The following is a 21,810-nucleotide window of genomic DNA, read 5'->3' as shown; positions in this document are numbered from 1 at the left end:
CACCGGTGGATGGCGCACCCAGCGCCCCACCGGCGTTTCAGCGCACACGTTTCCATCCCCACGTTTCCCGCCCCACGTTTCCGGCCCGCGAGCGCAAAGCCGGAGAAGGACGCCCGCATTATTCTTGAACATTTGTTCATGCACAAGTCTTGAACGCCTGTTCAATCTGAACTAACCTCTTCTTATGACCCACGCCACACCCATTCGGTTGCGGCTTGGCGGGCGTGGCCTGGGCCTTCGACCACATAGAAGGCCCAGCCAGCCCCGTTACAACAATGGGGAACAGCCGGAGGCACACAGTGGTGCCCGGCCTTTTGATTTCGACTGCGACCAATGGCGGCCGCAGGTCATCACCATTCGGTGCACGTCTGAGTTAGGAGTTCGAATGTCAGAACCCAGCAAATTAGGACCTAGCAAGAGCGATGCCAGTGGCATGGACGAGTTTGGCTACGCCCAAACCCTTGACCGCAGCATCGGCAAGTTCGCCAGCTTCGCCGCCGGCGTCAGTTACATCTCTATCCTCACCGGCGTTTTTCAACTCTTTTACTTCGGCTTTTCCACGGCCGGTCCCGCCTATGCGTGGTCATGGCCAATCGTCTTCGTCGGCCAGCTAATGGTCGCTCTGTGCTTTGCGGAACTTGCTGGCCGCTACCCAGTGGCTGGATCGGTCTACAACTGGGCTAAACGACTCTCCACCGGAACGTGGGCCTGGCTGGCAGGCTGGTTACTCCTCATTTCCTCGATCATGGCTCTGGGTTCCGTTGCCTTGGCCCTTCAAATCACCTTGCCGCAGATCTGGAGTGGCTTCCAACTGGTGGGCGATGGAACAGGCCCATACGACTTCGCCGTCAACGGCGTCATCCTTGCCAGCATCATGATCGGTATTTCCACGCTCATCAATGCATTCGGCGTGAAGCTCATGACCATGATCAACAGCGTTGGCGTATTTGTGGAACTGGTTGCGGCCGTCCTGCTGATCGCGGCGCTGATCTGGCATTCCGTGCGGGGACCGGAAGTCCTCCTGGACACGGCCGGTTTCGGCGAAGGACATCCTCTGGGCTTCTTCGGGGTGTTCATGATTGCTGCCATGGCCTCCGGCTACGTCATGTACGGGTTCGATACCGCCAGTTCCCTGGGCGAGGAAACCAAGGACCCCAAGCGCACTGCTCCCAAGGCCATTCTGCGTGCCGTTACGGCGTCCTTCCTCTTGGGAGGACTGCTCCTCCTGGGCGGCATCCTGGCCGCACCCAATCTTTCAGATCCCAAGCTTGGAGCTGCCGATGGCGGGCTCCAGTACATCGTGCTTTCGGTGCTGGGCGGCCCCTTCGGCAAGGCCTTCCTGGTTTGCATCGTGGTGGCCGTCGTGGTCTGTACACTGGCCGTACATGCAGCAGCTATCCGCATGATGTTCGCCATGGCCAGAGACAACAACCTTCCCTTCAGCCGCCAGCTCAGCAAAGTGCATCCCACCCGCAAGACCCCGACAGTGGCTGCCATCGTTATCGGCGTAGTGGCAGTGATTCCGCTGATCGTCAACATCTCCCAGCCGGCCATCTTCACCATTCTTTCCAGCATCAGCATCGTCCTGATCTACCTCTCCTACCTGCTGGTCACCGTGCCGATGCTGCGGCGCCGGTTCCTCAAGAAGTGGCCGCTGAAGGACGATGGGTCAGAACCGGGATTCAGTCTCGGCAAGTGGGGACTGCCCGTGAACATCATGGCAGTGCTCTGGGGCGGCGCGATGACGCTGAACCTGATCTGGCCACGGCCGGAGATCTACAACTCAGTGCCGCCCTTCGAGTGGTACCTGCAGTGGGGCGGCGTCATGTTCGTTGCTGCCGTAGTCATCGGCGGAACGCTCCTCTACCGCCTCCGTATCAGGCACCGGACAGGGGTCCTGGCCGAGCACGCCGCTGCGGCCCCCTCCCCGGAGCCAGCCTCCCCGAAACCAGCGGCCCTGGACGCGGAGCCAGCGTCCTCGGAGCCCGTCCACGTCCTAACCCAAAGTTCATAGCCGTCACTTCAGAGTCACACCAACGAGAGCATCTCTTCGCCAGCGTTCCATCGGCGAAGAGATGCTCTCGTTTTCGGCTTAAACGAACGCTGACTTTCCCGTTACCGCCCTGGCCACGATCATGGAGTTGATCTCGTAGCTGCCTTCGTAGGTGTACAGGATCTCGGCGTCGCCGAAGAGCTTGCCCATCTCGTAATCCGTGGTAATGCCGTTTCCGCCCATCAGCGATCGGCCCATAGCCACGGACGAGCGCGCCAAGCGCGTTGTGGTTGCTTTGCACATCGCGGCCTGCACCATTTCCAGCTTCCCGGCCTGCTGGATGCGTGCCAGTTCCACCATCAGGGACAGCGAGGCATTGGCATTGCCCAGGATGTCCGCAAGTTGCTGCTGGATGAGCTGGAACCTGGCCAATTCCTTGCCAAACTGCTTGCGTTCCAGCGCGTAGGAGCGGGCAATATCGAAGGCCGCCAATTGGATGCCCGCAGCCTGCCAACCAACCCAGGCCCGCGAATCCCGCAACAGGTCATTGGCCCGCGAGAACGCTGTGGCGCCGGGCAGCAGGTTATCCGCAGGAATCCGGACGTCGTCCAGCGTGATGTCCGCATTCTGCATGATGCGGAGGCCGATCTTGTTGGTGATCTTTGTGGCCGAGTAGCCTGCCCGGTCCGACTCCACAATGAACCCCTTGATCTGACGATCGGACACGTCGCGCGCCCACACCAAGGCGAAGTCAGCAATCGTGCCTGCCCCAATCCAGCGCTTGGCGCCATTGATGACCCATTCGTCGCCGTCGCGTCGCGCCGTCGTCGAGAGTCCTCCGGCGATGTCCGAACCGTGATCCGGTTCCGTGAGCGCGAAGGCGCCCAACTGGGTGAAGGCCTCCAGCCCTGGAAGCCATTTCCGCTTCTGTTCGGGAGAGCCGAGTTCGTGGATCATGCCGACAATCAGCTCGTTGTGGATGCCCACGAGTGCGGAAAGCGATACGTCTGCCCGGGCAATCTCGGTGTACATGAGGCCCTTGAACAGCTTGGAGGAGCCATCGGTCTGCAGCCCGCCGAGCCCATATTTGGCCATCTCGGCCAGGAGCCCGAACGGGAACTCTTCGCGGTTCCAGTATTCGATGCTGGCTGCGCGGATCCGCGATTGCAGGAACTCCCGCACTTCCGCATACCGTGCACGCTCCCCCGCGGGAAGCAAGTCCACCACATGCATCAGGTCCGCCTCCGGATAAGGAGGGAGGACTTTCTGTGTCGGTTCGCCGCTGGTAACGGTGCCGGCAGCTGCTTTTTCGTCGAGCATTTGACCCCTTCGTCATGTCCAACGCAGGCTCTTCCAAACCCTTGGATGTCCTAGTATATTGCAAGGTGATGTGGACCACTAGGCGGGATGCTCCGGCGACGGCGCCGAGGCACGATCCCCCAGCGAAAGGCGGACTATGACAGTCACAGAAGACTTCCGTGCGGCGCGGGACCGGCTGCTGGAACTGCGCGAGGACTACAAGCAGGCGCACAGCGAATTCGAATGGCCACATTTTGATGAGTTCAACTTCGCCCTGGATTGGTTCGACCAGATCGCTGCCGATCCGGAACGGGGAAACAAGCCCGCACTGGTCATCGTTGAGCAGGACGGCAGTTCCACCCGGCGCACGTTTGCGGACCTTTCACAGCGTTCCTCCCAACTTGCCAACTGGCTGCGCAACGAGGGCGTCAAGCGCGGGGAACACATGATCATCATGCTCGGCAACCAGGTGGAGCTCTGGGAGCTCATGCTGGCTGGCATCAAACTGGGCATCGTCATGATCCCTACCACCACCCTTATGGGTGCCCGGGATCTGCAGGACCGCGTGGAACGCGGCGGTGCCAACTGGGTGGCCGTGGGTAGCGCCAACATCGGGAAGTTCACCGCTGTGGAGGGCGATTACACGCTCATCGAGATCGGCGGTGAACGCACCAACGCGGAAGCCAAACAGTATGGAGATTCCTTCTCCGCACCGCAGGAGTTCACGCCTGACGCCCCCACCAAGGCCGACGAGACTATGCTGCTCTACTTCACCTCCGGCACTACTTCGCGGGCCAAACTCGTGGAGCACACCCACACCTCCTACCCCGTGGGCCATCTGTCCACGATGTACTGGATCGGCCTTGAACCCGGCGACGTGCATCTGAACGTCGCCTCCCCCGGCTGGGCCAAGCACGCCTGGTCCAACGTCTTCACACCCTGGATCGCCGAGGCCTGCGTCTTCATCTACAACTACGAACGCTTCAATGCGGCCGCCCTCATGGAGCAAATGGGCCGCGAAGGAGTCACGAGTTTCTGCGCACCGCCCACCGTCTGGCGCATGCTCATCCAGGCGGACCTCACGCAGTTGACCTCGCCGCCGCAGAAAGTGGTGTCCGCCGGCGAACCGCTGAACGCCGAGGTCATCGGCCAGGTGGAGGAAGCGTGGGGCGTGACCATCCGCGACGGTTTCGGCCAGACCGAATCCACCGTCCAGATCGCAAACACCCCCGCGCAGCCGGTGAAGATCGGTTCCATGGGCAGGCCGCTGCCTGGTTACGACGTCGTACTGGTCGATCCCCTCACCGGGAAGGAATCCGACGACGGCGAACTCTGCCTGCGCTTGGACCCCCGTCCCGTGGGGCTCATGAAAAGCTACTTCGGCGACGAAGCGAAAACAGCAGAAGCCTTCCGTGACGGTTACTACCACACCGGAGACATGGCCAGCCGGGACGCCGAAGGGGTCATCACCTATGTGGGCCGGGACGACGACGTCTTCAAATCCTCCGACTACCGGTTGTCGCCTTTCGAACTCGAAAGCGTACTCATCGAACACCCCGCAGTGGCGGAGGCCGCCGTCGTGCCTTCACCGGATCCCGTGAAACTGTCGGTGCCGAAAGCGTTTGTAGTGCTCGCCGCCGGCTACGAACCCGGACCCGCTGTTGCGGAGGACATCCTGCGGTACTGCCGCGAGCATCTGGCGCCCTTCAAACGGATCCGGCGACTCGAATTCGGCGAACTGCCAAAGACCATTTCGGGCAAGATCAGGCGTGTGGAACTACGCGGCACAGAAGTGGCCCGCCACGGTAGCGGACCCCTGCCGGCGGGTCTCGGCCTGGAGTACACCGAGGAAGAGTTCCCGAATCTGAAAGACTAGCCACCCGAGCAACGAAGGAGGCCCATGGGCACCCCACTCCCCCGCGACCCCATCGCCGACGCCCAACGCAACTGGGAACGGCATGGTTGGGGCGATGTTGCCGCGCCCATGGCTGCCATTACCGCGATCATGCGCACCCAGCAGATCCTGCTTGCGCGCATCGAAACCGTCCTCAAACCGTTCGGACTGACCTTCGCACGCTACGAACTCCTCGCGCTGCTGAGTTTCGCCCGCAGCGGCGCACTCCCCATGAACAAGGCGAGTGCGCTCCTGCAGGTACACCCCACCTCGGTGACCAACGCCGTCGACCGTTTGGAAAAGGCCGGCCTGGTGGCCCGTTCCCCGCACCCAACCGACGGGCGGACCACCCTGATCGAACTCACCGCCGAAGGCCGCACCTTGGCGAAGAAGTCGACGGCGGCCCTCAACTCTGAAGTTTTCGGCAACTCGGGCTTCGGGGCCGACGACGTCGATCACCTCATCCGCGTCCTGGGCACCTTCCGCAGGGATGCTGGAGACTTCACGGAGGAGTGACTCACGGCGCTCGCGAGCGTATCCTAAAGTTCCATTGCCGCAGTTGGGGGTGGAGCCATGGCCAAGGACCCGGGACAACGCCGAAGAGGACAGCGCCGCAGCGCACTTCTGCGCGCTTTCCTCTTGGCTGTGCTGGGGTCCACCGCATGGATGATGTGGCTGGCCGGGCCTTCCTCAGCAGCGACGGACATTGGGCCGGTCATTCCGCCGCTGCCGGGCGGTACCACGGCGGTCACGCAGACTTCCGACACGTTGCTGGCGCCGTCCCTTAAGTCCGTGACCGGCACGTTGGACTCAGTGGTTTCCACTCTGGACCCGCTCCCGGTGGTTCCCGAAGTTCCCGCACTACCTGCTGCTCCGGCGGTTCCCGCGCTACCTGCTGCTCCAGCGATCCCAAGTGTTCCCGCCATTCCCGTACTCCCGTCGGTGGCCGTCCCCGAAGTCCCGGTGGTCGGCCAGCTTCCCGAGGTACAGGGGCTACTTCCAGTGGAGGACGTCCCGGGGGTCCTGCCCGAAGTACCTGACATACTTCCAGTGCCCGCGCTGCCTGGCTTACCCGACGTGCCGGAGTTGCCCGGGCTGCCCGGCCCGGTTCCAAACCCGCTGCCAAACCCCCTGCCGGGTTCGGTGCCAAACCAGCTACCAACCCCGCTCGACGTCGCCCCGCCTGCGGTGCCGACCCTCCAGGACGCCACTACCTCGCCCGCAGGCGCTCCCACGCTGCCCCTCGCCGTCGTACTCCAATCCACGCAAGCCGGGGCACCTTTGCTCGGAGGCATCAGCCTGCCCCTGCCCTTTTCAATGCATGATCCGGTGGGCATTCCGCCCGCGGCAATGCCCAGTCCCGTGAATCCCGTTCCGGACCCGCCGCTTCATCCAGCCTTGACGCCAAGCGCTGCGGGCTCATCAGGAGCCCGGGGCTCAAGCGCCTCGGCCCCCGGAGCATCCGACATTCCGGACGTCCTCTCACCGTTGCCCCCGCCTCGAGCTGGACCTGTCATGGACCCGCAACGAAGCGCAGCACCACAACCTTCGTACGATCCAGGGTCCCGACCTGACTGATGCGGTGGCTCCTGCTTTGGCAGGCACCACCACCTGCGACAACCGCCGCAGGCATATTCATCAGTCAGGAGGCACTCATGCTTCGCAAGATCCAGATTCCCGTCCGCAACCACGCAAGGGTATCCGCCAGCCGGGATATCGGCTTTTGGCCCGACTTCGTCGGCAACTGGCCGGACCCGATGCACGCGGAAAGGAGCCGGACAATCTGCTGAATGGGCCACATAGCCCAAGAAAATAACGACGCCGGCCGGATAGTCAGTCTGACTGCCCGGCCGGCGTCGTGCTGTCCGAAGCCACAGCAAGCGGCTCATCCTCAGCCTGCTCCGGGCATGGCTCAGGAAACTCCCCAAGCTGTGTCCAGTGCCAGCCTTGCAAGCAGTCATCGTTATTGCAGAACCGAGCCGTCATCGCGTCCCCCACCTCGTTGCCTGGCTATCCCTTCTTTAAGAGGGGGCAACTAGCGGGTCGTGACGGAGAAAGCCTTAGTGAATACCGGAGGTAAACGCGAAAATGAGGGCTGAGCCCAAGGACAGCAGGCCGATGCCATAGCCAACAACCAGGGCACCAATCGCGAAGGGACGTCCGCGTTCTCCACGTTGCTGGATCTGGTTGAGGGCCACGTGACCCGCGCCCACAACGAAGATTGCGATGACGGCCATCCCCGCGAAGAACAGACCAACGAGGGCCAGCACTGCCATCGCTGCTGCCACGATGGCCTGGCGGTTGATCGGTTGGACGGATGCTTCAGTGTGGCCGGTTTGAACGATCTCCGTTGACATGTTCTCTCCCCATTTGTCGGTGCCAACGAGTCTATCCTCGCGCATCCCAAAACTTCGTTGCGGGGCCTGCTTTGCGCGCTATGAGTCGCGTTTAGGGCGCAAAGCGGGCCTCACAACGAAAGCAGGTGAAACTAGCGGTGCTTGAACTCGGGCTGCCGCTTCTCACTGAACGCGGCCATGCCTTCCTTCTGGTCCTCAGTGGCGAAAAGCGAGTGGAACACGCGCCGTTCGAAAAGCACGCCCTGTGCCAGACCCATTTCAAACGCGGCGTTGACGGCTTCCTTGGCCACCATGGCTGCGGGCTTGGATTTGGAAGCGATGATCTCGGCGGCTTTCACTGCCTCGTCTATCACTTCAGCTGCGGGAACAATCCGGGAGACAAGCCCGGAGCGTTCAGCTTCCTCGGCATCCATGAAACGGCCCGTAAGGACCATGTCCATCGCCTTCGCCTTACCCACCGCACGTGTGAGCCGCTGGGAGCCGCCCATTCCCGGAATGACACCCAGGTTGATTTCCGGTTGGCCGAATTTGGCGTTGTCCCCGGCAATGATGAAGTCCGCCATCATCGCCAATTCGCAGCCCCCGCCGAGGGCAAAGCCGGAGACCGCGGCAATGACGGGGATGCGGAGCCTGGTCAGGTCCTCCCAGCGACGGAACCAGTCCGCCGCATACATTTCCATGTAGCTCTTGGAGGACATCTCCTTGATGTCGGCGCCTGCCGCGAACGCCTTGGCGGATCCTGTGATGACCACTGCGCCGATGTCAGGATCGGTGTCCATCGCTGTCACGGCGTCCACAAGTTCGTTCATGAGTGCAGTGTTCAACGCATTCAACGCCTGCGGCCGGTTCAGGGTCACCAAACCCACGCGGCCCCGGCGTTCCACCAGGATGTTCCCGTACTGCTCCGTCATGCTCTCCCTCTCACCCAACGTCATGTACAGAACTCTCACACAGACTTATCGCGAATGTCCGTGATGATGCCCGAGAAGTCACGTCCAGCGCCTTCCCCGGCTGCAAAAGCATCGTAGATCCGGGATGCCAACGGCCCCATTTCTGCAGCAACTCCAGTGCTTTCCAACGCGTTTACGGCCAGCCGAAGATCCTTGGCCATCAGCGCCCCGGCAAAGCCGGGCTGGTAGTCGCGGTTGGCCGGGCTGGTGGGCACGGGCCCGGGAACAGGGCAGTTGGTGGTCAGGGCCCAGCACTGACCGGAAGCGTTGGAAGCGACGTCGAACAATGCCTGGTGCGTGAGTCCAAGTTTCTCGCCGAGCACGAAGGCTTCTGCGACAGCAATCATGGACACGCCCAGGATCATGTTGTTGCAGACCTTGGCTGCTTGCCCGGCACCGTGATCGCCGCAGTGCACGATCCTCTTGCCCATGAGTTCCAGGATGGGTTTGACGGTCTCAAAGTCCTCCGGCAAAGCGCCCACCATAAAAGTCAGGGTGCCGGCCTCGGCACCCACAACGCCACCGGAAACCGGCGCATCCACGGAACGGTGTCCCGCTTCCAAGGCAATGACGGCGGCCTGCCGGGCCTCGTCGACATTGATCGTGGAGCAATCCAGGAACAACGTGTTCGGCGCGGCAACCGACAACAGCCCGGGCCCGTCAACACCGCGGTACGCCTCCAGCACGTGCTTGCCGCTGGGCAACATGGTCAACACCACGGCCGCGCCGTCCACGGCTTCCTGCGCCGTGGACGCCATGGGAATCCCGTGGTCCTTGGCTGCCTCAACGGCGGCCGGCACGGGGTCATAGCCGATCACGTCGTGCCCGGCTTTGATCAGGTTGGCCGCCATGGGTCCGCCCATATGGCCGAGTCCGAGGAAAGCGATGAGTCCCGTCGCCGGGGCTTGGATATCTGGCACGGCTGCGTTCTCTGTCATGTCGTCTCCTTCAACTGGCTAACAAACTGGCTGGGCAACTTCCTGGACAATCTGGCTGGGCAAGCGGAGTGTCACGTAGCGTCAGCACCCAAGGCGGCGAGCCCCAACTCCCGCTCACCGAGCGATGCAAAGTAGCCCTCGACGTCGGGCTCGCGCACCTCAGCAAGCGTGGCGGGCTTCCATTGCGGGTTCCGGTCCTTATCCACTACCTGTGCGCGGATCCCCTCCCGAAAATCGGGCCCCGCCAGGCAGCGCAATCCCACCCGGTACTCCTGGTCCAGCGCTTCCTCCAGCGACATCCCTCGCACGCGCCGCAAGGATGCCAAAGTGACCTTCACGGAAGTGGGCGACTTCGTCTCAATGGTGTCGGCCGCGGAAGCTGCGTCGGGCGCAGAATCCCCCAGCGAGCGCAAACTTCGTACGATCTCCTCCGCGTCGTCATGCGCATAGGCCGCGTTGATCCACTCCTGCTGTGCTGCCAAAACCGAGTCCGGCGCTGCTTGGGCAAAGCGCCCGACGGCGTCCTCCGCCGTCGAGCTTTCCAACGCTTCCGCCAGTGCGGGCAGGCTTTCGGACGGCACAAAGTGATCCGCCAGGCCGAGGAACAGGGCATCTGTCCCCGTGAGGTGGGCGCCGGTCAGGGCCGCATGGGTTCCCGTCTCCCCGGGTGAGCGGGACAGCAAAAGGGTGCCGCCGACGTCGGGCACGAACCCAATGGTGGTCTCAGGCATGCCGGTGCGCGTCCGCTCAGTAACGATGCGCACCGAGCCGTGCGCCGAAACCCCAACGCCGCCGCCCAGCACCAACCCGTCCATGAAGGCGACATAGGGCTTGGGGTAACGGGCAATGAGCGAGTTCAGCCGGTACTCGTCGGCCCAGAACTCCGCCGTTTCCGTTCCGCCCTGCAACATGTCCTTATAGATGGCCACGATGTCCCCGCCGGCGCACAGCCCACGGTCGCCCGCGCCGCGCACCAGGACGGTTGCCACGGCGTCGTCGTCAGCCCAGGCAGTCAACTGCTGGAGCATGGCTTTCACCATTCCCGCGCTGAGGGCGTTGACTGCCTGGGGCCGGTTGAGCGTCACGATGCCAAGGTGGCCGCGGCGCTGGAAAAGAACGTCTTCTGTGTCCAAAGCCCCCATCAGCTGCCTGCCGGCATGATGAAGCTGGCGCCCTGTCGAATGCCGGAGGGCCACCGCGACGTCACGGTCTTGGTCTTGGTGTAGAAGCGGAAGGCATCGGCGCCGTGCTGGTTGAGGTCGCCGAAGCCCGAGGCTTTCCAGCCGCCAAACGTGTAATACGCGATCGGCACCGGAATGGGGACATTGATGCCCACCATGCCCACTTCCACGCGGCTGGCGAAGTCGCGGGCGGAGTCGCCGTCGCGGGTGAAAATTGCGACGCCGTTGCCAAACTCGTGCTCGCTGCAGAGCCTAAGCGCTTCGTCATAGTCAGCCGCGCGCAGCACGCTGAGGACCGGGCCGAAGATCTCTTCCTTGTAGATCTTCATGTCCTTCGTGACGTTGTCGAAGAGTGTAGGGCCAACCCAGAAGCCGCCGTCGTAGCCTTCCACGGTGAGCCCGCGGCCGTCGGTGACAAGGGTTGCGCCTTCGTCAACGCCGGACTGGATGTAGCCTTCGATCCGTTCCTTGGCGGAAGCAGCAACCACGGGACCAAAGTCAGCGTCCTTGTCCAGGCTGTGCCCAACCTTCAGGTCCTTGACGCGCTCGGTCAGCTTGGCCACCAAGGCATCTGCTGTTTCCTGGCCCACCGGGACTGCAACGGAGATCGCCATGCAACGTTCGCCTGCGGAACCGTAGCCGGCACCAATCAGGGCGTCGGCAGCCATGTCCAGATCGGCGTCGGGCATGATCACCATGTGGTTCTTCGCCCCGCCGAAGCACTGGGCCCGCTTGCCGTGCGCTGCCGCCGTGGCGTAAATGTACTGGGCGATCGGCGTGGAGCCAACGAAGCCGATGGCCTTGACGCGCGGATCCTCAAGCAGTGCGTCAACGGCTTCCTTGTCACCGTTGATCACGTTGAAGACGCCGTTGGGAACGCCGGCTTCGCTGTACAACTCGGCGAGCCGCAGCGGAACAGAGGGATCCCGTTCGGAGGGCTTGAGGATGAAGGCGTTGCCGGCTGCGAGCGCTGGCCCAGACTTCCAGAGCGGGATCATGGCCGGGAAGTTGAACGGCGTAATGCCCGCAACCACGCCCAGCGGTTGGCGCAGGGAGTGCACGTCAATGCCCTGCCCCGCGTTGTCCGAGAACTCACCCTTGAGCAGGTGCGGCGCCCCTGCGGAGAATTCGACTACCTCGATGCCACGCTGGATGTCTCCCTTGGCATCGGCAAACGTTTTGCCGTGTTCGGAGGAGAGGAGCTTGGCGAGCTCGTCCATGTTCTCGTTGACCAGGTCCACGAACTTGAGCAGGATGCGTCCCCTGCGCTGTGGGTTCATGGCCGCCCATTCGAGCTGGCCCTTTTCGGCATTTGCGATCGCGTTGCGGACCTCGTCCGCGCTGGCCAGAGGAAGCCGTGCCTGCACTTCGCCCGTGCAGGGATCGTAGACATCGCTGAACCGACCGGACGTGCCGTCGATCCTTTGGCCGTCTACGTAGTGTGAAAGCTCGCGCACCATGGTGGAATGCTCCTTTGCATCGTGAATGACTGCCGTGCGGCTGGTTCCAGTAATCGGCAGGAACGCCTCAGCGACTGTGAGCCAAGTCATCTCTGAACCGAATATACTCGGACTTCCTACTAATTTCCATAGGAGGTTTTTCCGGCCCTATTCGACAGCGGGCACTAGCTAGTGCACCTCTTTGAGTCCCTTGTAGGCCTCCAGGGCATCCTGCCGGGTGGTCTTAAGATCCCCGATTTCCTCCGGGTAATCCGGCGTGCCGAACTCCGGGATCCAGCGCGCTATGTACTTGCCGTGGGGATCGAATTTGATGCGTTGGGCCTGGGGATTGAAGATCCTGAAAAACGGCGAAGCGTCTGCCCCTGAGCCCGCCACCCATTGCCAGTTGGCAGGGTTTGAGGCCGGGTCAGCATCCACAAGGGTGTCCCAGAACCACTGTTCGCCGAGTTGCCAATGGATGCCCAGGTTCTTCACCAGGAAGCTCGCCGCGACCATCCTCACCCGGTTGTGCATCCACCCCGTCTGCCAGAGTTGCCGCTGCCCGGCGTCCACCAAGGGGAATCCGGTGGAGCCCCGCTGCCAGGCGCGGAGCTCCCCGGCTGCAGACTCATGACCATCGCTATCCGGCCACGCCCAGGGGAAGCGGTCAAACTCCTTGCGCAGGTTCGCTGTGGCGAGATCCGCGTTGTGGAAGTACTGGTGCCAACAGAATTCGCGCCAGCCGAGTTCGGAAGCGAAAATACTTGTGCTTGCCGATCTGCTGGTAGCCAGCGCCTGCCAAACCTCAAACGGGCTGAGCTCACCCCACCGCAAATAAGGCGAGAGGCAACTGCTGCCATCGATATCCGGGCGATTTCGGCCTTCGTCGTAATTGGTGAGTCCATCCGTCACGAACTGCTTGAGCCGTTGGTGTCCGGCAGTCGATCCTGGCGTCCACGCCTCCCGCAACCCTGCGGACCAGTCCGGCGTGGTGGGCAGCAGGTGCCATGACTCCAGCGAATCGTACGCCGGGAGTTGGCCAGCGTAGCCTCGCCCTTCGTCCGGCACAGCCAACGGGTCCCGGAAGTCCCGGGCTGAAACAGTCCGCCAGAACGGGGTGAAAACCTTGTACTGGCCGCCCGTCTTGGTGGTGACTTCCCACGGCTCATGCAGCAGGGACGCCTGAAAACTCTCCACATGAATACCGGCATCACGAGCGCACGCCTTGATCCCGGCGTCGACCGTCCGCTCCGCCGGACCGTACCGGCGGTTCCAGAACAGCGCGCCCGCGTCGATCGCCGTCGTGATTTCCTGAACGACCGGGGCGGCCGGTCCCCGACGAAGCAGAAGCGGCACTCCAAGCGCTGCGAGCTCGTCCCGCAGCGCCGTCAACGAGTGGTGCAGCCACCAGCGTGCGGCAGCACCGTGGGCGCGGATGCCGGGCGATTCTTCGTCCAGAATATATAGCGCAACCGCCGCGCCATCATCGACGGCGGCACACAGGGCAGGGTTGTCCGTGACCCTCAGGTCGTCACGGAACCAGACGATGGCCGGCTTCACTATTACCCTCTTCCGGGCTCGTGTATGGCTGATGCCCCTAGGAACGCATCCTAAGGGCATCAGCTGTGCTCAAATTCGGGAACTCAAAGGGGGTTACCTCAAGGAAGGAACCGAGTCCTCACTCAACTGGGTTAACACGGGTACCCTGTTGTCGGTTTCAGTCCAGGCAGGGACACTGTTCATCACGTAGTCCCTGGCTGCGGCGCCCACCATGTTCAGGCCGGGGTAGACGCGCTGGCCATGATCTTTCCTGGCGCGCAATCCTTCAAGTTCAAGGGCGGTCCTGAAAGCGGAATCAGGAATGGGCACTTTGCGTCCGAGGACGCACCAACTGATGTAAAGGCCGTAGAGGGTGTCAAAATCCAGCCCCTCCTCGGTGTCATCATCAAACACCACACAGTCACTCAGAAAACTACTGATTTGGGTGTCGGTCATTGCGGGGCCTCCGGTGGCGGAAGTTAAAAACGGGCCGCCGGGCTGCATCAGCGAATGTCCTGTTCCCCCACTATAGTCCTCTTGAGCTTCGCCTGTACTGGAAAGTAGGTGAACTCTGGATTGCATCGGCGTTGCGTCCCTGCTAAACGAACCTTCATGCCTCTGGTGCCCACTGCCGCATCGGCGTAGCTTCGGATACGTCTACACATACGGCCGAGCCGACTCCCAGACAAGCCGAGCAAAACCGCTTGTGCGGGCCATCGTTCCGCCCTGATTGGAGGCACAGACGTGGCTGGATGGAACGCCGATACTGCCGCCGGGCCCCTTGGCTCCGGCACGGTCACGCTGGTGGAAGGCTCATCATTCTGCATTTCCGCTGCCAACGGAGACATCCATCCCGAGCTACCGCAGGGGGTATTCCATTTGGATACCCGGATCCTGTCCAAATGGGAATTGACGGTCAACGGACAACCACTCGAGCCACTGGCCGCGGAGACCAAGGAACCTTACCGGGCGCTCTTTGCCTGCCGGGTGCCCCGTTCGGATGGATATGCGGACAGTCCGCTGCTGGTGGAGCGCCTGCGCGAGGTCGGAGCCGGAATCCTGGAGAAGATCACAGTCCGGAACTACTCCACCAAGGCAGCTGATTGCCGGATCCTGCTGACGGTCGAGTCTGACTTCGCGGACCTCTTTGAAGTGAAGGAGGCCAGGATCACCCGTCATTGGACCGAAACCCGGCTTCCTGAGGGCAATTCCCTGGAAATCCGTGGCCGGTGGGAGGGTTTCCGAAAAAGCGTCGTCATCCAGGCCGAAGGTGCGGGTGCAGGAGCAAAGGCTTTGGGCTTCAGGACCACGATTCCACCTTTCGGGGAATGGAGCACTCGCGTCACTGTTTTGCCAACCGCCGACGGCGTCGTGGCACCCTTCGTCCATCCAGCACGCGGGGAAATGTCGCCCAGCGACCGGCGTCGGCAAGATTGGGTGGATAAGATCCCCGTCCTGCATATTGGCAATCGATCCATTGAGCGGACCCTGCGGCGCAGCTACGAGGACCTCGGTGCCCTCAGGATCCAGGATCCGGACCATCCGGACAGGGTGGTTGTGGCCGCCGGCGCCCCATGGTTCATGACGTTGTTCGGCCGCGACTCCCTCTGGGCATCCGAGATGGCGTTGGCCGTTGACCCCTCCCTCGCTTTGGGGACGCTCCGAACGTTGGCCGACCGCCAGGGAACAGTGGTGGATCCGGTCAGCGAGGAAGAACCGGGCAAGATCCTGCATGAGGTGAGGCTCGATGTCTCCAGCGGCCTCGCTCTCGGCGGAAAGTCCACTTACTACGGCAGCGTTGATGCCACCCCGCTCTTCGTGGTTGTCCTGGGATCGGTCAGCCGCTGGGGTTTCGGCAAGGAAACCATTGCGGCCCTGCTTCCCAATGCGGACCGCGCCCTTGAGTGGATCCGCGATTACGGCGACCGGGACGGCGATGGCTTTGTGGAGTACGGTCGCCCCAATGAGCACGGGCTCATCAACCAAGGATGGAAGGACTCCTGGGACGGCATCAACTTTGCCGATGGCACCCTTGCCGAACCGCCCTTGGCGCTGTGCGAAGTCCAGGCGTACGTGCACGGCGCCTATACGTCCCGGGCCTGGATAGCGTACGACGCCGGCGACCTCACCTTGGCCGCGGAGCTTCAGGAACGCGCGGATCGCCTCAAACAAAAGTTCAACGAAGAGTTTTGGCTTCCGGACAAGGGCTATTACGCCGTCGCGTTGGACCGCGACAAGCGGCCTGTGGACGCATGTGCTTCCAACATGGGCCACACCATGTGGTTTGGCTTAATGGATGAGGACAAGGCCCCCTCTGTGGTGGAGCACCTGATGTCCCCGGAAATGTTCAGTGGATGGGGAATCCGGACGTTGGCCAGCAACATGGGCGCCTACAACCCGGCCAGCTACCACAACGGTTCAGTCTGGCCGCACGACAATGCGTTGATTGTCCAAGGGCTGCTGCGGTACGGCTTTGTGGAAGAAGCACAACGGATTGCCACAGCCCTACTGGAAGCCGCCGAGTATTCAGGTGGCCGGCTCCCGGAACTCTTCTGCGGCTTCGACCGGAAACAGTTCAGCGAGCCCGTTCCCTATCCAACCGCCTGCTCACCCCAAGCATGGGCCGCTACAACGCCCATTCAACTGGTCATGGGCCTCATGCGCTACGACACGCACATTTCGTTGGGCGGCGTCTGGCTCGACCCCGTTTTGCCGCCGTCCTTCGGAGACCTGCACATCGGCAACGCCCCCATGGGAAGCGGCCGCATCACCATCGACATCAGCGGTTCCAAACCCTCGGTCCAAGGCCTGCCGGAGGGGTTGACGTTCCACCATGCCCAGCGGCCCTGGCTCACTGAGCTATTGGAACAGGCGCACCTTCCGAGCCCGGAAAAGTAGGCCTCAAATAAGGGAGTCCCAAAAAAGCGAGCGGCCCGGAAAGTACCTTTGAAAGGGTACTCTCCGGGCCGCGGCATCCAGCGGGTTGAGTGAGGTAGTAACAGGCCTTACTGGATAGCGGCTTTAAGTTCCTTTGCAGCCAGTTCCGGATCAAGGGCGCTGTAGATGGCGCTGCCGGCCACGGCTACGTCGGCACCGGCCAACTGCACGGCCTGGATGGTGGACAGGTTGACACCGCCTGCAACCGAGAACGGTACACGGGCTTCTTCACCGGCGTTAAGGAGACCGCGGAGGTCGAAGCCAGGCTGGGCTTGCTCGTCCAGGCCGGCGTGGAATTCGATGAACTTGGCCCCGAGAGCGCGGGCTTCCTTTGCACGGGTGACCTTGTCAGCGACGCCGATCAGGTCAACCACGATGCCCTTGTTGTGCTCCTGGGCTGCCTTGACGGCCCCTGCAATGGTGGAGTCGTCTGCAGTTCCGAGCACTGAGACGAGGTCGGCGCCGGCCTTGAAGGCGATGTCGGCTTCAAGTTCTCCCGCGTCCATCGTCTTCATGTCGGCGAAGACGATCTTGGTGGGGTGTGCTTCCTTGATCGCGGTCACTGCGGAGAGGCCCGCTGCCTTGATCAGCGGCGTGCCCAGCTCGATGATGTCAACGTGCTCGGCTACTTTGCCGGCCAGTTCCAGGGCTGCCTCGGTGGTGAGGAGGTCCAGTGCGACTTGAAGTTTCATAGTGTTCTTACTTTCTTTGTGGGTTGTTGGTGAGTTGGAGTCGGCCCCAAGCAGCTAGCTCAACTGCGCAGCTAAGTCAGCGGGGCCTATTCGAGGTTTGCGTGACGCAGCCAGAGCTGTTCAGCGGGTTCGTCGGCGGCGTCCCAGAGGGTCTGGAAAACCGACTCCGTGGCGAGGAACAGCGCCTGCTCAAAGAGGCTGCCGGAGTACTGGCGCGAAATGTTGGAACCGTGGTCCGTCTTTTGGGCGGCCGGGATAATCACCAAGGCGTCGGCCAGCCCCGCCAGGGGCGAGGAGGCGTTGGTGGTGATGGCAGCAACCTGTGCACCGGCCTCAAGTGCGGTTTGGGCAGCTTTGACCACACCCGACGTCGTACCCGAACCGGACGCGACCACCAGCAAGTCTCCGGAACTGATGGCCGGCGTGGTGGTGTCACCTGCGACGTGGACCGTCAGGCCAAGGTGCATCAGCCTCATGGCAGCCATCCTGAGGACCAGGCCGCTGCGCCCGGCTCCGGCGAGGAACACTCGGCCGGCCCCACTGATCCTGTGTGCAAGATGGGCCAACTGAGCGTAGTCAATGCCCGAGGTAGTGTCAGCGACTTCGCCGAGGATCAGGGATACATTGCCGGCTACGTCCGCGCTCGTGGCAGTTGCTGTTTCTGCGGTGACGTTCACATTCACTCCTTCGTGGATAGGTGCTCAAGCCTTTCGGGCCTATGGACAAGTCTTCCGGCTAGTTCGGGTAGGGGGAACGCCGAAAACGAGCAGTTCATACCACCCTTTTGGGTAGTTAACGTGGCTCATATTCCTTTAGGCTGCTTCCATGACCCAGCTGACCGATAGCAAACGCCGCTCGGATACCGGGGCCCTTCCGTGGCAGCTTCTGGACGCCGTCGCGGCAATAGCGCAGGCACCCCTGATGCGTATTGCAGAGAGCCTGCGTGGTGCGCTGGCCCCGTTCATCAAGTCCAGTGCCTTGGTGATTTTCACCGAGGACTGCACGGGCCGGCCGCAAAAGAAGGCGGGCGAGGAAAGCATTGTCAGCAGGGTTTCCATTCCGGAACTGGACCGTGTACGTGCCGCGATTCCAGACGAGGAACCGTGGCGGGGCAAGGCTGTTGTCGGGGGGACGGAGCGGGATGTACTGGCCTTGGGCTACGCACCGAGTAACGCCCTCCTGGTCCTCACGGATCCTGCAGAAGGCTTGGCAGAAGATGCGGAGCGTGTCCTCTCCTACCTTTGGCGGCTCACAGCGGGCCGTATCCAGGAGAAGGTCTCAGACGCGCCGCCGTCGTACCTTCTGGAGTCCCGCGCCGCATCAGCGGAGCGGATCCGCGTAACTGCCGAGCTGGTGGATCAGCACTCCACCACCTTGGAAACTGTCCTCGCGGCCTTGAGATCCAACTCCATGGACGACCACGCAGCCCGCACGGCCGTGACCGACATGACCGTCAAGGCGCTGATCAGCCTGCGAACCTTGAACGACCGCACCAGCGATCTTGTGGAGGAACCGGTCAGCACGGCATTCGAAAGGCTTCGCGAGGACCTCCGGCCACTGATGCACTTCAGCAACATCGATATCCAGTTCATCGAACCGCCTGCGAACGGCAGGGCATTGCCGGGCGAAGTAGCCCACGCCGCCCGCGCCGTGGTTCGAGGCCTGGTCCTGGCCATCGCCGAGCAACCTGACGTGCATCGTGTCCGCGCACAGTGGGACTGCGATGGCGAGAACCTGCTCATCAATGTCCGTGACGACGGCAGGGGCGAGCTATCCCCCGAGGCTCCCAACATCGAACGCTTGCGCCAACGCGTGCAAGCCGTCAACGGCAGGATGAGCCTGGACGTCATGCAGGGCTGGGGAGCCGACATCTCCGTTGTGCTGCCGCTGGATCCGCCATCAGCGCCAGCAGGGGATGTCGCGGCGTGGGGCCTTGCGGCAAGGGAATTGGAAGTCCTTCAATTACTGGCGGCCGGCCAACGCAACCGGGCCATCGCAGCTGAACTCAACGTCAGCGAGAATACTGTGAAATTTCATATCCGGAATCTCTTCCGGAAGCTCGACGTCCGGTCCCGCACTGAGGCCATCGCTTTGGCACACAGTGCGGGACTCCGGTAGTCGAGGCGCTTTGTCCTGCTTTAAAGGACTAGTCCTGCTTTAGAAGCGCCAGCGTCTCGCGCTCCGCTCCGGTCGTGGTGTTGTCCCCATGCCCGGTGCGCACCACAGTGTGGGCCGGCAGGGTGAGGAGACGTTCCCGGATGGATGCCAGGATGGTGGGGTAATCGCTGTAGGACCGCCCGGTTGCTCCCGGACCACCGTTGAACAGGGTGTCTCCGGTGAAGACCGTCTCCTGCTCTTCAAGCAGGAAGCAGGTGGACCCCGGTGAGTGGCCCGGCGTGTGGATAGCCCGCAATTCAACTCCCGCAACGGTGAAAACGTCGCCGTCGCTGAGGTACTTGTCCGGCGTGGTGTCCGGATAGACCTGCTCCCACAACACCAGGTCCTCGGGATGCAGGTAGATGGGCGCTTGAACGGCGTCAGCAACTTCCCGTACGGCCCCAATGTGATCGTTGTGGGCGTGGGTCAGCAGGATGGCCAGGACTTTGCGGCCCTGTACCTGCTCGATGATGGCCTGGGCATCGTGCGGGGCATCGATGATGACGCATTCCTGCTCGTCGCCCACGATCCAGACGTTGTTGTCCACGTCCCAGGTGCCGCCGTCGAGCGAGAACGTTCCGGAGGTGACCCGGTTCTGTACGGTGACGGCCATCAGAGCGCCACCGCCGGCTCGATTTCCACTACGGAGCGAAGGACTTTGCCCTCCTGCATCCGGGCGAAGGCTTCCTCCACCTGGTCGATCGTGATGCGTTCTGTCACGAAGGCGTCCAGGTTCAGGTTGCCTTGCTTGTAGTGCTCCACCAGCATCGGGAAGTCGCGGGAAGGCAGGCAGTCGCCGTACCAGGAGGACTTCAAGGATCCGCCGCGGCCGAAGACATCGAGCAGCGGCAGCTCGAGTGTGGCGGTGGGCGAAGGAACACCAACCAGGACAACGCGGCCTGCGAGATCGCGGGCATAGAAAGCCTGCTTGTACGTTTCGGGACGTCCGACGGCGTCAATCACCAGGTCTGCGCCGTTGCCTCCCGTCAGGGCCCGGATAGCTTCTACCGGGTCCTCGAGGCTGGAGTTCACTCCGTGGGTGGCTCCCAGGGACTTGGCCATGTCCACCTTGTTTGCATCGATATCCACGGCAATGATGGTGGTGGCACCGGCCAGCTTGGCACCGGCAATCGCCGCAATGCCGACGCCGCCGCACCCGATGACGGCCACGGACTCGCCGCGCTTGACCTCACCGGTATTGATAGCTGCCCCGATGCCCGCCATCACGCCGCATCCCAGCAAACCTACTGCGGCGGGATCCACCGAGTCATCTACCTTGGTGCATTGACCCGCAGCCACGAGGGTCTTCTCAGCGAAGGCACCGATTCCCAGTGCCGGCGAAAGCTCAGTGCCATCTTCCAGCGTCATCTTCTGGGTGGCGTTGTGGGTGTTGAAGCAGTACTGCGGCTGGCCCTTGGCGCAGGCACGGCATTGACCGCACACCGCACGCCAGTTCAGGATCACTCTGTCGCCGGGGGCGACTTCCGTGACATCCGGGCCCACCGCGCTTACCACGCCTGTGGCCTCGTGGCCGAGAAGGAACGGGAAATCGTCCGAGATGCCACCCTGCTGGTAGTGCAGATCGGTGTGGCACACCCCGCAGGTGAGGATATCCACCAACGCCTCACCCGGCCCTGGATCCGGCACGAGGATGGTTTCCAAAGTGACCGGAGCGTTCTTTTCCTTGGCGATGACAGCTTTTACTTTGTGAACCACGATCGGTTCCCTTCTCAGTCGCAAAACGGAACGGTGGGCGTCCTACGAAACTTACCAGCCGCGCTCGGCGAGGCGGTGGGGCTGCGGGATTTCGTCGACGTTGATGCCGACCATCGCTTCGCCCAGGCCGCGGGAGACCTTCGCTATGACATCGGGATCATCGTAATAGGCGGTGGCCTTCACGACGGCGGCAGCGCGCTCGGCGGGGTTGCCGGACTTGAAGATGCCCGAACCGACGAACACGCCATCGGCGCCGAGCTGCATCATCATCGCAGCATCTGCCGGGGTGGCGATGCCACCGGCGGTGAACAGCACAACGGGGAGCTTGCCCGTGGCGGCGATTTCTTTGACCAGCTCGTACGGGGCCTGCAGTTCCTTGGCCGCGACATACAGCTCGTCTTCGGGGAGGGCGGCGAGTTTGGCGATTTCGGAACGGATCTTGCGCATGTGGCCTGTGGCGTTGGAAACATCGCCGGTGCCGGCTTCGCCCTTGGAACGGATCATCGCCGCGCCTTCGTTGATGCGGCGCAGGGCTTCACCGAGGTTGGTGGCGCCGCAGACGAAGGGAACGGTGAAGTTCCACTTGTCGATGTGGTTCACGTAGTCGGCCGGGGTCAGGACCTCGGACTCGTCGATGTAGTCCACGCCGAGGGACTGCAGGACCTGGGCTTCGACGAAGTGGCCGATGCGGGCCTTGGCCATGACCCTTGGCCATGAC

The 21,810-nt window shown here is 62.5% G+C and carries 19 protein-coding genes; 6 read left to right on the top strand and 13 right to left on the bottom strand.

Going from position 1 to position 21,810, the window contains the following annotated elements; translation table 11 throughout:
- Window positions 1-385 precede the first annotated feature (385 nt).
- On the top strand, window positions 386-2,014 hold the full coding sequence (locus AC1DCM_RS18315; protein ID WP_477519226.1) for an APC family permease: 1,629 nt from the start codon (window positions 386-388) through the stop codon (window positions 2,012-2,014).
- A gap of 78 nt (window positions 2,015-2,092) precedes the next feature.
- Here the strand turns inward: AC1DCM_RS18315 and AC1DCM_RS18310 are convergent, their stop codons facing one another.
- Window positions 2,093-3,313: an acyl-CoA dehydrogenase family protein gene (locus tag AC1DCM_RS18310; RefSeq protein ID WP_477519225.1), complete on the bottom strand. Its 1,221-nt coding sequence runs from the start codon at window positions 3,311-3,313 to the stop codon at window positions 2,093-2,095.
- 136 nt (window positions 3,314-3,449) lie between these two features.
- On the opposite strand from AC1DCM_RS18310, the gene AC1DCM_RS18305 reads away from it, so the two are divergent.
- The 3 genes from AC1DCM_RS18305 to AC1DCM_RS18295 are packed head-to-tail and all read left to right on the top strand — an operon-like array spanning window position 3,450 to window position 6,764.
- Window positions 3,450-5,168, top strand: coding sequence for an AMP-binding protein (locus tag AC1DCM_RS18305; protein WP_477519224.1), 1,719 nt, complete (start codon window positions 3,450-3,452; stop codon window positions 5,166-5,168).
- A 24-nt stretch (window positions 5,169-5,192) separates the two neighbouring features.
- A complete protein-coding gene (locus AC1DCM_RS18300) occupies window positions 5,193-5,702 on the top strand; it encodes a MarR family winged helix-turn-helix transcriptional regulator (protein WP_477519223.1) in 510 nt (169 codons plus the stop codon).
- Between the two features lie 57 nt (window positions 5,703-5,759).
- Window positions 5,760-6,764, top strand: coding sequence for a hypothetical protein (locus AC1DCM_RS18295; RefSeq protein WP_477519222.1), 1,005 nt, complete (start codon window positions 5,760-5,762; stop codon window positions 6,762-6,764).
- Between the two features lie 482 nt (window positions 6,765-7,246).
- On the opposite strand, the gene AC1DCM_RS18290 is transcribed toward AC1DCM_RS18295, so the two are convergent.
- The 7 genes from AC1DCM_RS18290 to AC1DCM_RS18260 all read right to left on the bottom strand — a co-directional run bounded on the left by AC1DCM_RS18290 (window position 7,247) and on the right by AC1DCM_RS18260 (window position 14,046).
- On the bottom strand, window positions 7,247-7,543 hold the full coding sequence (locus AC1DCM_RS18290) for a DUF4190 domain-containing protein (protein WP_477519221.1): 297 nt from the start codon (window positions 7,541-7,543) through the stop codon (window positions 7,247-7,249).
- Between the two features lie 131 nt (window positions 7,544-7,674).
- Entirely contained in the window at window positions 7,675-8,454 is a 780-nt protein-coding gene (locus AC1DCM_RS18285) for an enoyl-CoA hydratase (RefSeq protein ID WP_442002745.1), read from the bottom strand.
- Between the two features lie 35 nt (window positions 8,455-8,489).
- Window positions 8,490-9,431: a 3-hydroxyisobutyrate dehydrogenase gene (gene mmsB / locus AC1DCM_RS18280; RefSeq protein ID WP_442002746.1), complete on the bottom strand. Its 942-nt coding sequence runs from the start codon at window positions 9,429-9,431 to the stop codon at window positions 8,490-8,492.
- A 71-nt stretch (window positions 9,432-9,502) separates the two neighbouring features.
- Window positions 9,503-10,573, bottom strand: a complete 1,071-nt coding sequence (locus tag AC1DCM_RS18275) for an enoyl-CoA hydratase/isomerase family protein (RefSeq protein WP_477519220.1) — start codon at window positions 10,571-10,573, stop codon at window positions 9,503-9,505.
- Entirely contained in the window at window positions 10,573-12,072 is a 1,500-nt protein-coding gene (locus AC1DCM_RS18270) for a CoA-acylating methylmalonate-semialdehyde dehydrogenase (RefSeq protein WP_442002968.1), read from the bottom strand. The genes AC1DCM_RS18275 and AC1DCM_RS18270 overlap by 1 nt, the downstream gene beginning before the upstream one ends.
- A gap of 168 nt (window positions 12,073-12,240) precedes the next feature.
- The gene (locus tag AC1DCM_RS18265; RefSeq protein WP_477519219.1) at window positions 12,241-13,611 is read right to left on the bottom strand and encodes a cryptochrome/photolyase family protein; all 1,371 of its coding nucleotides are present in this window, start codon (window positions 13,609-13,611) and stop codon (window positions 12,241-12,243) included.
- A 93-nt stretch (window positions 13,612-13,704) separates the two neighbouring features.
- Complete coding sequence (locus tag AC1DCM_RS18260; RefSeq protein WP_477519218.1) at window positions 13,705-14,046, bottom strand: hypothetical protein; 342 nt, start codon at window positions 14,044-14,046, stop codon at window positions 13,705-13,707.
- Between the two features lie 288 nt (window positions 14,047-14,334).
- Between AC1DCM_RS18260 and AC1DCM_RS18255 the strand changes: the two genes are divergently transcribed.
- Window positions 14,335-16,488: an amylo-alpha-1,6-glucosidase gene (locus AC1DCM_RS18255; RefSeq protein WP_477519217.1), complete on the top strand. Its 2,154-nt coding sequence runs from the start codon at window positions 14,335-14,337 to the stop codon at window positions 16,486-16,488.
- A 107-nt stretch (window positions 16,489-16,595) separates the two neighbouring features.
- Here AC1DCM_RS18255 and hxlA read toward each other — a convergent pair whose 3' ends face one another.
- Window positions 16,596-17,219, bottom strand: coding sequence for a 3-hexulose-6-phosphate synthase (hxlA, locus tag AC1DCM_RS18250; protein ID WP_442018248.1), 624 nt, complete (start codon window positions 17,217-17,219; stop codon window positions 16,596-16,598).
- Window positions 17,220-17,305: 86 nt separating this feature from the next.
- A complete protein-coding gene (gene hxlB, locus AC1DCM_RS18245; RefSeq protein ID WP_442018249.1) occupies window positions 17,306-17,896 on the bottom strand; it encodes a 6-phospho-3-hexuloisomerase in 591 nt (196 codons plus the stop codon).
- A gap of 148 nt (window positions 17,897-18,044) precedes the next feature.
- On the opposite strand from hxlB, the gene AC1DCM_RS18240 reads away from it, so the two are divergent.
- Window positions 18,045-19,337: a helix-turn-helix transcriptional regulator gene (locus AC1DCM_RS18240; protein ID WP_477519216.1), complete on the top strand. Its 1,293-nt coding sequence runs from the start codon at window positions 18,045-18,047 to the stop codon at window positions 19,335-19,337.
- Between the two features lie 28 nt (window positions 19,338-19,365).
- Here AC1DCM_RS18240 and AC1DCM_RS18235 read toward each other — a convergent pair whose 3' ends face one another.
- From AC1DCM_RS18235 to AC1DCM_RS18225, 3 genes are all read right to left on the bottom strand, one after another.
- Window positions 19,366-19,989, bottom strand: a complete 624-nt coding sequence (locus tag AC1DCM_RS18235; protein WP_477519215.1) for an MBL fold metallo-hydrolase — start codon at window positions 19,987-19,989, stop codon at window positions 19,366-19,368.
- On the bottom strand, window positions 19,989-21,092 hold the full coding sequence (locus AC1DCM_RS18230) for an S-(hydroxymethyl)mycothiol dehydrogenase (protein ID WP_431117795.1): 1,104 nt from the start codon (window positions 21,090-21,092) through the stop codon (window positions 19,989-19,991). The genes AC1DCM_RS18235 and AC1DCM_RS18230 overlap by 1 nt, the downstream gene beginning before the upstream one ends.
- Before the next feature lie 51 nt (window positions 21,093-21,143).
- Window positions 21,144-21,810, bottom strand: a 667-nt coding sequence (locus AC1DCM_RS18225) for a beta/alpha barrel domain-containing protein (RefSeq protein ID WP_477519214.1), incomplete at its 5' end; no start/stop codon positions are given.

The organism is Paenarthrobacter sp. 10N417, from assembly GCF_056394745.1.
The sequence above is the reverse complement of the archived record's forward strand: the minus strand, read 5'-3'. Positions and strand labels throughout refer to the sequence as shown.

Bases quoted from the DNA above. Each gene is read 5' to 3' on its own strand.
- AC1DCM_RS18315 (WP_477519226.1), top strand. From the start codon at position 386: ATGTCAGAACCCAGCAAATTAGGACCTAGCAAGAGCGATGCCAGTGGC.
- AC1DCM_RS18310 (WP_477519225.1), bottom strand. From the start codon at position 3,313: ATGCTCGACGAAAAAGCAGCTGCCGGCACCGTTACCAGCGGCGAACCG.
- AC1DCM_RS18305 (WP_477519224.1), top strand. From the start codon at position 3,450: ATGACAGTCACAGAAGACTTCCGTGCGGCGCGGGACCGGCTGCTGGAA.
- AC1DCM_RS18300 (WP_477519223.1), top strand. From the start codon at position 5,193: ATGGGCACCCCACTCCCCCGCGACCCCATCGCCGACGCCCAACGCAAC.
- AC1DCM_RS18295 (WP_477519222.1), top strand. From the start codon at position 5,760: ATGGCCAAGGACCCGGGACAACGCCGAAGAGGACAGCGCCGCAGCGCA.
- AC1DCM_RS18290 (WP_477519221.1), bottom strand. From the start codon at position 7,543: ATGTCAACGGAGATCGTTCAAACCGGCCACACTGAAGCATCCGTCCAA.
- AC1DCM_RS18285 (WP_442002745.1), bottom strand. From the start codon at position 8,454: ATGACGGAGCAGTACGGGAACATCCTGGTGGAACGCCGGGGCCGCGTG.
- mmsB (WP_442002746.1), bottom strand. From the start codon at position 9,431: ATGACAGAGAACGCAGCCGTGCCAGATATCCAAGCCCCGGCGACGGGA.
- AC1DCM_RS18275 (WP_477519220.1), bottom strand. From the start codon at position 10,573: ATGGGGGCTTTGGACACAGAAGACGTTCTTTTCCAGCGCCGCGGCCAC.
- AC1DCM_RS18270 (WP_442002968.1), bottom strand. From the start codon at position 12,072: ATGGTGCGCGAGCTTTCACACTACGTAGACGGCCAAAGGATCGACGGC.
- AC1DCM_RS18260 (WP_477519218.1), bottom strand. From the start codon at position 14,046: ATGACCGACACCCAAATCAGTAGTTTTCTGAGTGACTGTGTGGTGTTT.
- hxlA (WP_442018248.1), bottom strand. From the start codon at position 17,219: ATGAAACTTCAAGTCGCACTGGACCTCCTCACCACCGAGGCAGCCCTG.
- AC1DCM_RS18240 (WP_477519216.1), top strand. From the start codon at position 18,045: ATGACCCAGCTGACCGATAGCAAACGCCGCTCGGATACCGGGGCCCTT.
- AC1DCM_RS18235 (WP_477519215.1), bottom strand. From the start codon at position 19,989: ATGGCCGTCACCGTACAGAACCGGGTCACCTCCGGAACGTTCTCGCTC.